The organism is Terrabacter aeriphilus, assembly GCF_039542985.1.
GTDB lineage: Bacteria > Actinomycetota > Actinomycetes > Actinomycetales > Dermatophilaceae > Terrabacter > Terrabacter aeriphilus.
Genome location: NZ_BAABIW010000002.1, coordinates 1 through 16128 on the forward strand (window position 1 = coordinate 1; position 16128 = coordinate 16128).

Sequence of the window (16128 nt, forward strand, 5' to 3'; positions counted from 1 at the left end):
CCTCGTCGATGACGAGGTGAGCCGTACGCCGCCGAAGGCGCAGCCGGACAACCTGCAGGTGCGTGCGGGGCGGACCTCGACGTTGCACGTGCTCGACAACGACTCGGACTCGCAGGGTTCGATCCTCGCCATCTCGCCCGGCGACGTGGGCCGGCCCAGTGCCGAGGGCATCTCCACGAGTGCCTCCGCCGACGGCCAGACCGTGCAGGTCACGGTGCCCGAGGAGGCGACCGGGTCGTTCTCCTTCGACTACACCGTCAACAACGGCACGACCGCCAAGAACGGCCGCGCCACGGCCAAGGTCACCGTCCGCGTCGTCGGCGACGACGTCAACAGCCCCCCGCGGCTGCGCACCGGGCAGGCCAGGCTGGCCCGCGCGAAGTACCCCGTCGTCGCGAGCGGCTCGGTGCGGGTCGGCGTCATCGCCGACTGGCGCGACGCCGAGAACGACCCGATCCAGGTCGCTGCCCTCGACCCCGCGGGCACCGGCGTCGACGGCTCGGGTGCGCTCACGGTCAAGGCGAAGGCGGACCAGGGCGACCAGGTCGTCGAGTACCAGGTCGACGACGGCCGCGGCGGCACCGCCAAGGACTCGGTGACCCTCGACGTGCTGGGCGAGCAGGACAGCAAGGCCGTGCCGCCGAGGACGCAGCCGGACGTGCTGCGCGCCGTCGTCGGCAAGCCGGTGCAGCTGCAGCCGCTCGGCAACGACATCGCCGGCGCCGACCCGACCGACCCCGAGGCCCGCATGCGCCTCGCGCAGGAGGTCAAGGGCCCCGGCCAGCTCACCATCGACACCAACCTCGACACGAGCGTGCTCACGGTGACCGGCCAGACCCCGGGCACGTCGACGATCACGTATGCCGCCCAGGTCGGTTCCGGGGTCAGCGTCGGTCGCGTGCGCGTCGACATCCTGCCCGACCCCTCGCCCGACCTGCCGCCGGTCGCCACCCCGGACAGTGCGGTCGTGCGCGGTCAGACGCCGGTCATCGCCGACGTGCTCTCCAACGACTACAGCCCCCGCAGCGACGTCCTCGTCGTGCAGAGGGTCGTCACGGGCGACGCGTGGCTGCGCGTCTCCGTCGTGCAGGGCCGCTGGGTGCGCGTCGAGCCGACCGCACCCCTCGACGGCAGCTCCCAGCGTCGTGGCACCGTCACCTACACGATCAGCGACGGCACGAAGACGGCCGTCGGGCAGCTCTCGGTCGTGCAGAAGCCCGAACCGAAGGACAAGGTGCTGCCCACCGTCGTCGACGACGTCGCCACCGTGCGGGTCGGCGACGCCGTGACGATCCCGGTGCTCGACAACGACTCGATGAGCGAGGGCATCCCGCTCAAGCTGGACCCCGCGGGCGTCAAGGTGCTCTCGGGCGGCGGGCAGGCGTTCGCCTCGGGCACCGTCGTGCGCTACGTGCCGGAGCAGGGCGCCCAGACGGGCCCGAAGTCGGCGATCCTGGAGTACGCGACCTATCCCGAGGGCCTGCGCGCGCGGGCCGTCACGGGCCGGGTCACGGTCACGATCAACCCGCTGCCCGACGCCGTGAAGAACCCGAACCGGCCGCCGTCGGCCCGCAGCTTCTCGGCGAGCGTCACGGCGGGTGACACCCTCTCCATCACCGTGCCGACGAGCGGCGTCGACCCCGACGGCGACCTCACCTTCGTCAGCGGCATCGTCGGTGAGGACGGCAAGGCCGTCGACCTCGAGCTGGGCCGTGTGCTCGGCTTCGGCGCCGCGACCATCCGCTACGAGGCCTACCCGCGCAGCTCGGGCACCGAGGTCATCCGCTACGAGCTCCGCGACCGCTTCGGCGGCACGAGCGAGGGCTTCGTCCGGGTCGGGGTCGTCCAGCCCGGCGACCCCCAGCCCCCGGTCGCCGTCGAGGACGACGTGGTGGCGGCGCCCGGCCGCACGGTTCACGCCGACGTGCTCGCCAACGACCTCATCGCCGCCGGCGACTCGGTCTCGTTCGTCGACCTGTCGACGCTCAACGAGCCCGACGTCCTCAAGGACTTCCAGCGCCAGAAGGACGACACCTTCAAGGTCGTCGCCCCCGACGACGGTCCGGCCAAGGTGCTGACCTACGGCATCACCGACGGCCTGTTCGACGCGTCGAAGTCGACGCTCACGGTCCGCGGCCAGAAGGACTTCAACAACCCGCCCGTGGCAGTGGACGACACGGGAGTCGCCAAGCAGGGCGACACCTCCATCCTCGTCGACGCGCTCGCCAACGACCGCGACCTCGACGGCGACCAGTCCACGCTGAAGATCACGAAGTTCGTCGGCGACGGCGTGACCCGCGAGGGGCGCAAGCTGCGCATCCAGCTGCGCCCGCAGGCCCGCGTCGTGCCCTACGTCATCGAGGACGCCGACGGCGCCACGGCGATGGCCCTCATCTACGTGCCGGCCGGCTCGAACGGCGCGCCGTTCGTCGTCGAGGGCAAGGTCGTCACGATGGGCGCCGACTCCACGGTGACGCTCCCCCTCGGCGACTACGTCACCGACCCCCGAGGCGGCACGGTCAAGGTCACCTCGCCCGACACCGTCTCGACCTCGCCGTCGGCGGACCTCCAGGCCGACGTCGTCTCGGGCACCGAGCTCAAGCTCACGTCGACGAACGGCTACGTCGGCCCGGCCGCGCTCATGCTCGAGGTCACGAACGCGACCGGCCCGTCCGACAAGGCCGGGCGCACGACGTACGTCACGCTGCCGGTGCAGATCGGGCCCGACGTGCCGGTGCTGCGCTGCCCGAGCCACGAGGTCCGCCTCGTCGCCGACGGCCCCGCCCGCAGCTTCGACATCCCGCGGCTGTGCCACGCGTGGCTGCCGACGGGCATGGACACGAGCACGGCTCGCTACGAGGCCAGCTGGGACCCCGGCATCGACCGGGTCGACCTCAGCCAGGCCGGCGCCGGCGGGCGCCAGGTCGTGCTGCAGGCCCAGCCCGCCGCCCAGGAGGGCGCGACCGGCTCGGTCACCGTCAAGGCCCGTGGCGGCGCCGACTCCTTCAAGATCAAGGTCCGCGTCGTCAGCTCGCCGCCCGGCGCCACCCTCCGCCCGGCCAACGTCGAGGGGCTCATCGCCGGCACGAGCCGCACGGTCAACCTGGCCCAGTTCCTCGACAGCCCGCTGTCGGCCCCGCAGTGCGCCATCACCTCGGCGAGCGTGCGCAGCGGCACCGGCGTCTCGGTGTCGCAGCGCGGCTGCCAGCTGAGCGTCTCGGCCTCCGACCAGGCCCGCGGCGACGCGCGCATCAGCGTCAGGGCGACCGATGCGCCGGGCCGGCCGTCGGCATCGGGCGAGGTCTCGGTCAGCGTGCGCAGCAAGCCCGACCCGATGGCCGCGCCGGTCGCGGTCGCCGACCGCATCCTCGGCAGCAGCGCCCGCGTCGACTGGCGACCGCCCTCCTACGACGGCGGCCTGCCGATCCAGGGCTACGAGGTCACGGCCGTCGGACCCGGTGGGGGCACCACCGCGTGCAGCGCGGCGCCCTGCACCGTCGAGGGGCTGTCCAACGGCAAGGACTACACGTTCACGGTCCGCAGCCGCAACGCGGTCGGCTGGTCCGAGCCCAGCCCGGCGAGCCACACGGTGCGGCCCGACACCAAGCCGAAGGCGACGTCGATCACCGACATCACCCCGGGTGACCGCCGGCTGACGGTCCGCTGGGCCGAGCCGCAGAACGAGGGCAGCCCGGTCGTCACCTACCGCGTGCAGTGGATCAACATCGGCGGCAACGCCGGCGCGACCAGCCAGGCCACCGTGGCGGCCCCGGCGCTCAGCAAGCTGCTGGGCGGGCTCGTCAACAACGACGCCTACGCGGTGCGCGTCCAGGCCGCGAACGGCGCCGGCTACGGCCCGTTCGGTCCGCAGGTCAAGGCGCAGTCGTTCGGCAAGCCGGCATCCGTGCCGGCCCCGAAGCTGGCGCCCCGCGACCCGGTGCCGGGGGCGGCGAACGCGCAGGTGACGATCCGCTGGGCGGCGACCGACCCGAACGGCCCGCCCATCACCGGCTACGAGGTCTTCCGTCGCACGGGCGGCGGGGCGTGGACGAGCATCGCGACCCGCTCCGGCGGCCAGTCCCGCGTCGTCAGCGACACCATCCCCTACGAGGGCCAGACGGTGCAGTACGCCGTGACGGCCACCAACGGCGGTGGGGCGACCTCCGACCGGGCCAACTTCGCCGGCTACACGGCCAACGGCTACCCCGACAAGCCGGCCATGGGCGGGGCCTCGACCCCGCGGTCCGACCAGACGGCCGACGTCAGCTACTCGATCGGGGCGCCGCACGCCGGAGGCGGCCAGCGCGTCACGTACTCGACCTCGAGCGGCGCGAGCGGCAGCTTCGCCTGCGCGTCCGGCTCGTGCACGCAGCAGACGGGCAGGCTGCCCGTGGGGCCGCAGACGATCACGGTGACGACGTGCAACAGCGCCGGCCTGTGCCAGACGTCGGGATCCGCGCCGATCACCCCTTACGGCACGACCCAGGGCGTGCCGAACCTGCGCGAGAGCCATGACGACCACACCGTCACCTTCCGGTGGGACGCGGCGTCGAGCAACGGCCGACCGGTCACGGGCTACGAGATCGACGGCGACCGCAACGCCACGGTCGGCGCCGGCACCCGCGAGACGACCTTCGACGGGCTGCCGTACTCGACGTCCAAGCGGATCCGCGTGCGCGCCATCGCCCAGGACTCCGGTCCCGGTCCGTGGACCGACTTCGTGTCGGGCCGCACGAACGACGCGCCGCCGCCGCCGGCGCCCAAGGTCGACTCCGTCTACCACGGCAGCCGGACCGGCTCGGTCAGGGGCTGTGAGAACGGGGACTGCTACCGCATCGGCTACACGCTCTCGAACTTCCAGGGCGGGATCAGCTGCTTCATCACGACCGACACGTATCCCGGCGACTTCCCGTACAGCTACGACGACGGCACCCGCGGGTCGCACCAGCCGACCAACGGCCCCAACGAGTCGACGAAGTTCTACGGCTTCGGCAACGGCTACGTCACGGTCCAGTGCACGGGCAGCAACGGCACCGACTCGTTCACGGCCAGACCCTGGGGCTGGTGACACCGGAGCCCCCGAAGAATGCCCGACCGGGAGCCGACCCGACCCGACCGCACCACCACCGACGCACGCACGCAGCACGCACCACCCACCACCACAGGAGAGACCCGCACCATGAGCGTCACCGACCAGAGCACGCACAGCACGCCCAGCACGCAGATCACCCAGGAGCAGGTCACCTGGTTCGCGCACACCTTCGACCAGCTCGTCGGCAACATCGAGAAGGCCGTCCTCGGCAAGGCGCACGTGACGCGCCTCGCGCTGACCTGCCTGCTCTCCGAGGGCCACATGCTCCTCGAGGACTTCCCGGGCACGGGCAAGACCCAGCTCGCGCGCGCCCTCTCGGCGACGGTGCAGGGCACGCACAGCCGCATCCAGTTCACCCCCGACCTGCTGCCCTCCGACGTCACCGGCGTCACGATCTACGAGCCGACGAAGCAGAGCTTCGAGTTCCACCCCGGCCCGATCTTCGCGACCATCGTGCTCGCCGACGAGATCAACCGCGCCTCGCCGAAGACGCAGTCGGCGCTCCTCGAGGTCATGGAGGAGGGCCGGGTCACCATCGACGGCAAGCCGCACTCGGTCGGCGAGCCCTTCATGGTCATCGCGACGCAGAACCCCATCGAGCAGGCCGGCACGTACCGCCTCCCCGAGGCCCAGCTCGACCGCTTCCTCATGAAGGCGAGCGTCGGCTACCCCGACCACGAGGCGACCATCGCCGTGCTCGCCGACGCCAAGACGCGTGACCGCGCCAAGACGCTGAGCCCGCTCATCGCGAGCAACGTCATCGTCGAGATGAGCAAGCTCGCCGACGAGGTGCACGTCGACCCGGCCATCCTCGGCTACGTCAGCCGCATCGCCGAGGAGTCGCGGCGCCACCCCTCGCTCAAGCTCGGCCTCTCGGTCCGTGGCTGCCTCGCCTACGTGCGCTGCGCCAAGACGTGGGCCGCGAGCCAGGGCCGCACCTACGTCATCCCGGACGACATCAAGCTGCTCGCCGAGCCGGTGCTGAGCCACCGCCTGCTGCTCGGTGCCGAGGCGCAGTTCGCCGGCACGACCGTCGAGAACGTCATCGACTCGATCCTCGGCGACATCGCGCCGCCGGCCGAGCGCGCCTCTGCCTGAGCAGGACCGGACACGACCAAGGGGACCGCATGACCCAGCAGGACCAGCAGGCCGCGCCGCCACGCCGTGGCAGCCGCTTCCGGATGCCGTCACGCCGGCCCGCGCCCTCCGGCGCGGGAGCGCCCGTGGCGCCGTCGCAGACCGGCGGGCTCGTGCGTGCCGTGTCGGGCACGACGAGCCGAGGCATCCGGCAGATCACGCAGCCGCTGACGCGCGGCATCGAGCAGGTCGCCGGCCAGACCGAGGGTGTGTGGCGCCCGGTTGCCGGCATCCTGCGGTGGGTCTCGCCGCTCGGCCGGACGATCCTCGCCCTCGGCGTGGCGTGCTGGGTCGTCGGGGTCCGGTGGGGCTGGACCGAGCTGCTCATGGTCGCCGCCGCGGCCCTCGTCCTCTTCGCGATCTGCCTCGTGCTCGCGCTCGGCCGCACCAAGGTCCGGATCGTCGCCGAGGTCGACCCCCGCCGCGTCGTCGTCGGCGAGCCGGCGACCGGCCGCATCCTCGTCACGAACGAGGCGCGCACGCCGATGCTGCCGATCCTCGTCGAGCTGCCCGTCGGGCTGTCGGCCGCCCGCTTCGTGCTGCCGGCCCTGACGCCGGGCAACGCCCACGAGGAGCTCTTCGTCGTGCCGACCTCGCGCCGCGGTGTCATCCAGGTGGGTCCCGCGACGACCGTGCAGGGCGACCCGCTCGGCCTGATGCGCCGGCAGCTGACGTGGACCGAGCGCACCGAGCTGTTCGTCCACCCGCGCACCGTCGCCCTCGAGTCGCTCGGGGCGGGCCTGCTCCGCGACCTCGAGGGCAGCACCACCGAGGACGTCTCGATGAGCGACCTCGCCTTCCACGCGCTGCGCGAGTACCAGCCGGGCGACGACCGGCGCTACATCCACTGGCGCAGCTCGGCCAAGGCCGGCAAGCTCCTCGTGCGCCAGTTCCTCGACACGCGCCGGTCGCACGTGACCGTCATCGTCGACCCCGACCCGGAGCAGTACCGCTCGGGCCACGGCAAGACCGGGCAGACCGACCGCGACGTCGAGCGCGACGTCATGGCCGCGAATGCCCCGACCGCGATCCAGCGCGACGTCGAGACGGCCATCTCGGTCGGCAGTTCGATCATGGTGCGCGTCATGCTCGACGAGCAGGACTGCACGATCGTCTGCGGTGCGCAGAAGGTGACGAAGTCGGTGCCGCAGGTCGGCCTCGACGCGATGTCCCGCGTCGAGCCGGGTCCCGTCGACCTCTTCAGCACCTCGCTCGACGCCGCCGACCTCGCGCCCGACACGAGCACGTGCTTCATCGTGACCGGCCCGCACCGGCCACTCATCGACCTGCAGCGTGCGGCCGGTCAGTTCCAGCCCGAGGTGACGCGGGTCGTCGTCGTCATCGACCCGCAGGCCGACCACGGCATCCGACACGGGGGTGGCCTCGTCATCCTCACCATGCGCACACTCGAGGACCTCCGCATGCTTCTCGTCTCAGGGGTGGCCCGATGAGCACCCCGACGCCCAACGGGCCCACCGGGTCGATCTCCGCCCCGCCGCCCTCCGCGCTCGTGACGCCACCGACGGTGGCCGAGCGACTGCGCACCCAGCTCGGGCGCCTGCGTCCCAGCGCCGCGCACCTCGTCGACGCCGGGTTCACCCTCGTGCTCGTGGGCCTGGCCCTCGTCGGCTTCCGCACCACCTTCTTCGGCCTCGGCTGGCTCTGGGTCGGGCTCGCGGGCCTCGTGCTCGGCCTGCTCGTGTCGCACGTGACGGCGACCTTCCGGGCACCCGGGATCGTCACGCTGCTCGCGGTCGCGGCGGCATACCTCCTCCTCGGCGGGCCGGTCGCGGTGCGCGAGGACCTCCTCGTGGGCTTCGTCCCCTCGGGGCAGAGCTTCGCGACGCTCGTGCACATGGCCGTGCCGGGCTGGAAGGAGCTGCTCACGGCGCTGCCCCCGGTCGACTCGGAGGGCCCCTACATGGCGCTGCCCTTCCTCTTCGGCCTCGTCGGCGCCGCGCTCACCTACGGCGTCGCCCGACGCTGGCCCGGCGCGGTCACCGCGCTCGTCGCCCCGGTGCTGCTCCTCGTCGCCTCGATCGTCCTCGGCACCCTGACGCCGGCCGCCGTGCTGCTCCAGGGCGCCGTCTTCGCGCTCGTCGCGATCGGCTGGACGGCGCTGCGCAGCAACCGCAACCGTCCCGCGCTCCAGAACGGCGCCGGGCGCACGACGCGTGCGGTCACGACGGCGGCGCTGCTCGCCGCCGCCACGGTCGGCGGCTTCTTCGTCGGGCCGCACCTGCCGGGCGCCGACGGCACCGAGCGCACCGTCTTCCGCTCCGCCCTCGTGCCGCCGTTCGACGTCACGCAGTACTCGTCGCCGCTCGCCGGCTTCCGGCAGTACACCGAGCCCAACGGCTCCGAGCTCTTCGACAAGACGTTGCTCACCGTCAAGGGCCTGCCGGCCGGGGTGCCGGTGCGCATCGCCGCGCTCGACACCTACGACGGCTTCGTCTGGGGCGCCGGCCAGTTCGCCAACGACGGCACGGGCGACGTCCCTGACGGCACGGGCTTCCGCAAGGTCGGCAGCCACATCGCGGCCGAGGGCACCGGCGACCCGGTGACGGCGACGGTCAGCGTGCCGGCCGCCGGCTACGACGACGTGTGGCTGCCGACGTTCGGCACCGTCACCGGCCTCGAGTTCGGTGGGCCGCGGGGCGACCAGCTCTCGGACGACCTGCGCTTCAACATCGACACCAACACCGGTGTGCTGCCCGAGAAGCTCCGAGCGGGTGACACGTACACCGTCAGCGCGCTGGCCGAGAAGATCGACGCCAAGCTGCCGGCGGAGCTCGACGTCGCCGACGGCACGGTCGTCGACAGCCAGAACCTCACGTTCCTCGACGACAAGATCGCCCCGTGGACCGACCGGGTCGACGGCCAGTGGCAGAAGGTCGTCGCCGTCGCCAAGGCCATGCAGGACGGCGCCTACACCGACGGTGGTGCTCCCGGCGACTACCAGAACGTCTTCCTGCCGGGCCACAGCCTTCGGCGGATGACGCAGTTCATGAAGGCGACGCAGCTGGCCGGCAACGACGAGCAGTTCGCCGCCGCACTGGCGCTCGTCGCCAACCGCCTCGGCGTGCCGGCCCGCGTCGTGCTCGGGGCCGAGCCCGACGCCGCGGGCGTCGTCAAGGGCAAGGACGTCCACGCGTGGGTCGAGGTGGCCAAGGCCGACGGCTCCTGGCAGCCGATCTACTGGAAGCAGTTCGTGCCGGAACGCAACAAGAAGCCCCAGCAGCTGATCCAGAAGTCCGAGGAGAAGAAGACCGGCGCCCAGGTGCCGCCGCCGTCGGCGAACAACCCGCCGAGCGTCCTGCAGGGCCCCGACCAGGCGCAGAACGCAACGCAGCTGAAGAACCCGCCGAAGGACGACAAGAACCCGCTCGACCCCGACAACTGGCCGGACTGGCTGCGCTACCTCGTCTTCTTCCTCGTCGCCCCCGCGCTCGTCCTGCTGCTCGTCTACGGCGCCATCCGCTTCGCCAAGTGGCTGAGGCGGCGCCGTCGGCGCACGACGGGCGGCACCGCCGGCCGGGTCAGCAGCGGGTGGCGCGAGGTGGTCGACACCGCCCGTGACCTGCGGATCCCCCTGCCCGTCAAGGGCACCCGGCTCGAGCAGGCCCGGGCACTCGAGGAGCACGTGCACGGACCCGCCCCCGAGAAGCCGAGCCCCGTCGTCGACGGCGCGCTCATGGGGGCCCCGGTCCCGTCGGCTGCTCCCGCCGCCGCACCGGCCCCTTCGCTGGCGCTGGTGCCGCTCGCCGCGTCGGCCAACGGGCACGTCTTCGACGTCACCGAGCCGACGGCGGAGGAGGTCGACGCCTTCTGGGCCGACGTCGAGTCGGCGCGCAAGCGGATCCGCGCGGAGCAGGGCTTCTGGCAGAAGGTGCGCGGCGACGTGTCCCTGCGCACCTTCCGCGACCACCTGCCCTCGGGAGCCGGCCTCGGGCCCGCCCTCGCGCGCACGTCGCGCCGCCAGGGGGGACCGAAGCAGACCGGTAGGAGCACTCGAGGCACCACGGCGGGCGTCGGCACCGCGGCGCCCGGGGCGAAGAGTGCACGTGCAGCACGGAAGGGCAAGGACGCGTGAAGCTGAAGTTCGTCCTGCGGTCGGGCGACCGCGAGACCGACCTCGTCGCGACGACGGACTCGGCGACCACGGTGGGCGACCTCGCCGCCCACCTCGCGGCCGCCGACCCCCACCGCTCGAGCGCCCTCGGCCTCGAGCAGGCGATGACCCTCGCGCTCGTCGACCAGGACCTGCGGGCCCTCGACCCCCGAGCCACCGTCACCGAGAGCGGCCTGCAGTCGGGCATGCGCGTCTCGGTGACGCGGGCCGGCGAGGGGTTCGTCGACCGGGGACGGCCCGCCGCGGTCGCCTACATCCGGTCCGGTCCGGAGGCGGGCACCGAGGTCCCGCTCACCCGCGGGACGGCCTACATCGGGCGGGGGCGCGGGTGCGAGGTCCGGCTCACCGACGAGTCGGTGAGCCGGCAGCACGCGAAGCTCGTCGTCGGTGAGGTCGTCGAGGTCGTCGACCTCGGCTCGGCCAACGGCATCACGGCGGGCGGCCAGCAGGTGACGCGCGCCCAGCTCAAGAGCGGAGACGTCGTGCGGCTCGGCGACACCGAGCTCGAGGTGCACCTCGTCGGAGACGGCGCGGTCAGCCGGCCCGGCAGCGGCGTGCTCTCCGGCGACGCGGGCGTCGTCGCGTTCTCGCGTTCGCCGCGCGTGGCCCCGCTCTTCGGGGGCCAGGAGTTCCAGGTGCCCGACCTGCCCGAGCGCGGCAAGCTCATGCCGCTGCCCGTCGTCGCGATGGTCGTGCCGCTGCTCATGGGCATCGTCATGTACCTCATCACCCGCAGTGCGTTCTCGATCATCTTCATGCTGATGATGCCGATGATGATGGCCGGCACCTTCTACGAGGCCCGGCGCCAGCAGAAGAAGGACTTCGCCCAGGCGATGGTCGACTTCAACGAGGACCTCGGCACCCTCGCCCAGCGCATCCGTGGCTCCCTCGAGCAGGAGGGCCGGGTGCGCCGTGGCGAGCACCCGAGCGGCGAGGACGCCCTGACCGCCGTGCGCGACCGCAGTGCCCTGCTCTGGACCCGCCGACGCGACGGCAACGGCTTCGCCGAGGTGCGCCTCGGGCTCGGCACCCTGGCGTCGCGCTCAACGATCACGATGCCCGCGGTCGGCCGCTCCAAGGCCGAGGCCTGGTATGCCGTGAGCGAGCAGCTGAGCGGCCTCGAGGTGGTGCCCGACGTGCCCGTCGTCGCGACGCCCCTCAGCGCCGGTGCGATCGGCGTCGCGGGGGCCCGCGCCAACGCGCTCGGCGCCGCCCGCTCGATCGTGCTGCAGGCGGCCGCCCTCCACTCGCCCGCCGAGCTCGCCATCTGCGCCTTCGCGTCGGGCAGCTCGGCCCGCGACTGGGACTTCCTCAAGTGGCTGCCCCACACGACGTCGCCGCACAGCCCGGTCGAGGTCGACCACCTCGCCGCGAGCGCGCCCGCGTGCTCGGCGCTCGCCGACGCCCTCGAGGACATCGTCGAGCTCAAGGGCAGCCCGCAGGAGCGCGAGGACGCGACGGCCGCCCGCCCCGCGGTGATCGTCCTCGTCGAGGGCGACGCCCCCATCGACCGCAGCCGCCTCGTCGCCCTCGCCGAGCGCGGGCACCGGTCGGGCGTCATCGTCGTCTGGGTCGCCGAGAGCCAGCAGCTGCTCCCGGCCGCCTGCCAGACCTTCCTCGTCGTCAGCGACGACCACACCTCGCTCGCCGGCTACGTGCACGCCGGGGCGTCGGTGCAGCCCGTCGCGGTCGACCGGGTCGGCTACGACGAGGCCCTCGCGTGCGCCCGCCAGCTCGCCCCCGTCGTCGACGCCGGCGTGCCGGTCGAGGACGCGAGCGACCTGCCGCGCTCGGTCTCGCTGCTCACCCTGACCGGCACCGACCTCGCGAGCTCCGAGGAGGCGGTCATCGAGAAGTGGGGCGAGTCGCGCTCCATCCTCACCGGCCCCTTCGCGCCGGCCGTGCTGCCCCGCAAGCCGGGCAACCTGCGCGCCGTCGTCGGCCAGTCGAGCCAGGGCACCTTCTCGGTCGACATCCGCTCCGACGGCCCGCACGCGCTCGTCGGCGGCACGACGGGCGCCGGCAAGTCCGAGCTGCTGCAGGCGTGGATCCTCGGCATGGCCGCCGCGCACTCGCCGCAGCGGGTCACCTTCCTGCTCGTCGACTACAAGGGCGGCTCGGCCTTCCGCGACTGCGTCAAGCTGCCGCACACGGTGGGTCTCGTCACCGACCTCTCGCCCCACCTCGTGCGGCGGGCGCTCGCCTCGCTGGCGGCCGAGCTGCACCACCGCGAGCACCTGCTCGCCCGGCACAAGGCGAAGGACCTCGTCGAGCTCGAGCGCCGCGGCGAGGTCGACGCCCCGCCGTCGCTCATCATCGTCGTCGACGAGTTCGCGGCGCTCGTGCAGGAGGTGCCGGAGTTCGTCGACGGCGTCGTCAACGTCGCCCAGCGCGGCCGCTCGCTCGGGCTGCACCTCATCCTCGCCACGCAGCGGCCCGCGGGCGTCATCAAGGACAACCTGCGCGCCAACACGAACCTGCGCATGGCCCTGCGGATGGCCGACGAGAACGACTCCGACGACGTGCTCGGCTCCAAGGAGGCCGCGTTCTTCGACCCCGCCCTGCCGGGGCGCGCCGTGAGCAAGACCGGCCCCGGCCGGCTCGTGCCCTTCCAGGCCGGGTATGCCGGCGGCTGGACCTCCGACGTGCCGCCGCCGCCCGACATGAAGGTCGAGACGCTCGTCTTCGGCGCCGGCACCCTGTGGGACCCGCCGCAGCGGGTCGGCGGCGACGACGAGGTCGACCTCGGCCCCACCGACATCCAGCGCCTCGTCGGCACGCTCGGGCGTGCGGCCCGGATGGCCGAGCTGCCCCAGCCGCGCCAGCCGTGGCTGCCCGACATGCGGGCCGTCTACGACCTCGCCACGCTGCCGACGCAGCGGCGCGACGACGAGCTCGTCTTCGGCGTGGCCGACGACCCCGACAACCAGGCCCAGCCCGAGATCGCGTTCCGCCCCGACAAGGAGGGCAACATCGCGATCTACGGCACGTCGGGCTCCGGCAAGTCGGTCTTCCTGCGCTCGATCGCGGTCGCGGCCGGCTACACGGTGCGCGGCGGCCCGTGCCACGTCTACGGCCTGGACTTCGGCAACCGCGGCCTCGCGATGCTCGAGGCGCTACCGCACGTCGGCTCGATCGTGCCGGGCGGCGACCACGAGCGGGTCACGCGCCTGCTGCGGATGCTGCGCGCGACGATCGACGAGCGTGCCTCGCGCTACTCCGGGGTCAGCGCCGCGACGATCACCGACTACCGGCGCCTCGCCGGCCGGCCCGACGAGCCGCGCATCCTCGTGCTCATCGACAACATGACCGCCTTCCGGCAGGCCTACGAGGTGGGCGGGCGGTTCCAGTGGCTCGACCTGCTCGCCGGCCTCGCGGCCGACGGACGACCCGTGGGCGTGCACTTCGTCATCGCGTCCGACCAGCGCACCGGACTGCCGACGAACCTCGCGGCCGCCGTGCAGGGCCGGATCATCCTGCGCATGAGCGCGGTCGACGACTACTCCGTCTTCGGCGTGCCGGGCGACGTGCTGACGATGTCGTCGCCACCCGGGCGCGGGCTGATGGCCGGCTCCGAGGTGCAGGTCGCGGTGCTCGGCGGCTCCTCCGACGTCACGGTGCAGGCCGCGGCCGTCGCGGCGTTCGCCGACGCGACGCGCAAGGCCGGCGTGAGCGAGGCCCTGCCGATCGAGAGCCTGGCCGAGGACATCCCGCTCGCCGACCTGCCGCCGGAGCACGGCGGCCGGCCGGTCGTCGGGGTCGCGAGCTCGAGCCTCGAGCCGCACGGCTTCGACCCCAAGGGCACCTTCGTCATCACCGGCCCCTCGGGGTCGGGCCGCACGACGGCGGTGGCGGCGGTGGCTGCGGGGCTCTACCGGTTCAGCTCGGCCTCGGCGCTCTACCTGCTGACGCCCCGCCGCTCCTCCGAGCTGCTCGACCTCGGCGTCTGGGCCGAGACGGCCGTCGGCGGCGAGGCGAGCACGGCGCTCGCGAAACGGCTCACCGACGAGATCGAGCAGGGCCGCACGACGCGTCCTGTCGCGGTCTTCGTCGAGCGCATCGACGACCTTGCGCCGGCGGGTGCCGAGAACGCCCTCACGGCGCTGACCAAGGCCTGCGTCGACAACGACCAGCTCGTCGTCGCCGAGGGCGAGGCGGCCTTCTTCAGCAGCAACTTCGGGCTGCAGGCGTTGCTCAAGACCTCCCGGTCCGGGCTCGCGCTGCACCCCGACGGCAACGAGGGGCTCTCGGTCTTCAAGGCGAACCTGCCCCCGCTCAACCGGGCCGAGCTGCCCCCGGGCCGCGGGTTCGTCGTGGAGAAGGGCAAGTTCGAGCTGCTCCAGGTCGGCCGCCCGTGAGGTGGGTGGCCGGTGGGGAGTCGGTGGGGAGTGCTCCCCATCGACACCCGTGGGAGCGTCATTTAGGTTTTTGCTTGTCGACGAAAGCCGCCATCGGGACGAAACCCCCGAGGCGTCGCGGACGTCGAGGAGTTGCACAGCGCGGGCCTGAACGGTTGGTCCGGAAGAGAGCTTCCCGAATCAGTCGGGGGAACACAGGCAAAGGAGAAGGTCATGGCTTGGCTCGGAATGAACGACGATGAGGTCAACGCCCAGGGCAACGTCCTGCAGCAGCAGGCGGAGGCCATCCAGAAGCTCATCACGAAGGTCGACCAGGAGGTCGAGTCCCTCAAGGCGAACTGGCAGGGTGACGACTCCAAGCAGTTCGAGCAGGAGTGGACCGGCACGCACCGTCCCGAGCTGCAGAAGGCGCAGAAGCTGCTCACGGAGATGAAGTCGACGATCGACCACGAGGTCTCGCAGCAGCGCAGCACCTCCTCGCAGTACTGATCGACCCGCTCGACCGGCTCGACCCGCTCGACCGGCTCATCGACCGAACCACTCACGCAGACTTTTCGAAGGGGAACTGACATGGCTGTTTACAAGAAGGGCATGAACGCGGACTCGGTGTCCGCGTCCGGCGACAAGCTCGTCGGCTACAAGGGCGAGCTCGACGGCATCGTCGACGCCGTCAACGGGGCCGTCAACACGATCAAGAGCAACTGGGGCGGCACCGACGCCGAGCAGTTCCAGAGCGACTGGCACGGCCAGCGCCAGGTCGTGTCGGCCGCCGGTGACAAGCTCGACGCCATGGGCAAGAAGTGCAAGACCAACGCCGAGACGCAGAAGCAGACGTCCTCGAAGTGATCTCGGTGCGGGGCTGAGCCCCGCTCACCCGCACCACGCGGCAGGGTGGTCGTTCCCTCAGGGGAGGAACGGCCACCCTTTCCGCTGCCCGGGCCTTCCGCTGCCCGGGCCCGCAGCACGGCCCGCAGCACGCCGAGGGTGGTGACGGTGTGGCGACTGTCACGGCATACGGCATGAATTGGCCTTGAGTGGCTTTAAGGCCGTAGATTCTTCGTCAAGAACGCATCAATGCCGAAGTTTCTGCTGGACAGGAGTGCCTCCATGAACCTCTTCCCCCGCGTGGCCGTCGCCGTCGACCGTCCCGGTCTCGCTGCCGCCCTCACCCACCGCGGCGCGGAGGTCACCTCCGCCGGGGAGGCCGACGTGCTCGTGCTCGACGCCGCCACCGCGGGCGAGGGGGCCGTCCGCGAGGCGCTCGCGGCCGGCCGTGGTGTCGTCGTGCTCACCGCCGCCGCGGGTGGGCACGCCGCCGGGGCGGGGCTGGGCCTTCCCGGCGTGGCCCTGGGCGCCGAGGTGCCGGCCGGCGCCCTCGCCCCGGCCGTGCGCATCGAGCGCGACACCGA

7 protein-coding genes are annotated in these 16128 nt (G+C 72.6%); all 7 read left to right on the forward strand.

Translation table 11 applies throughout. From position 1 onward, the window contains the following. Positions 1–16 precede the first annotated feature (16 nt). Positions 17–5068 (forward strand): Ig-like domain-containing protein, encoded by a 5052-nt coding sequence (locus ABD979_RS01070; RefSeq protein ID WP_345505573.1) that lies wholly within the window; start codon positions 17–19, stop codon positions 5066–5068. Between the two features lie 111 nt (positions 5069–5179). After that, on the forward strand, positions 5180–6190 hold the full coding sequence (locus tag ABD979_RS01075) for an AAA family ATPase (RefSeq protein ID WP_345505574.1): 1011 nt from the start codon (positions 5180–5182) through the stop codon (positions 6188–6190). 29 nt (positions 6191–6219) lie between these two features. Beyond that, on the forward strand, positions 6220–7680 hold the full coding sequence (locus tag ABD979_RS01080; RefSeq protein WP_345505575.1) for a DUF58 domain-containing protein: 1461 nt from the start codon (positions 6220–6222) through the stop codon (positions 7678–7680). Then, the gene (locus ABD979_RS01085; protein WP_345505576.1) at positions 7677–10322 is read left to right on the forward strand and encodes a transglutaminase family protein; all 2646 of its coding nucleotides are present in this window, start codon (positions 7677–7679) and stop codon (positions 10320–10322) included. The genes ABD979_RS01080 and ABD979_RS01085 overlap by 4 nt, the downstream gene beginning before the upstream one ends. Next, positions 10319–14719, forward strand: a complete 4401-nt coding sequence (locus tag ABD979_RS01090) for a type VII secretion EssC family protein (protein ID WP_345505577.1) — start codon at positions 10319–10321, stop codon at positions 14717–14719. Before ABD979_RS01085 ends, ABD979_RS01090 begins: the two co-directional genes overlap by 4 nt. A 213-nt stretch (positions 14720–14932) precedes the next feature. Continuing rightward, positions 14933–15208, forward strand: a complete 276-nt coding sequence (locus ABD979_RS01095; RefSeq protein WP_345505578.1) for a WXG100 family type VII secretion target — start codon at positions 14933–14935, stop codon at positions 15206–15208. An 81-nt stretch (positions 15209–15289) separates the two neighbouring features. Beyond that, positions 15290–15565, forward strand: a complete 276-nt coding sequence (locus ABD979_RS01100; RefSeq protein ID WP_345505579.1) for a WXG100 family type VII secretion target — start codon at positions 15290–15292, stop codon at positions 15563–15565. The last annotated feature ends 563 nt before the right edge of the window (positions 15566–16128 follow it).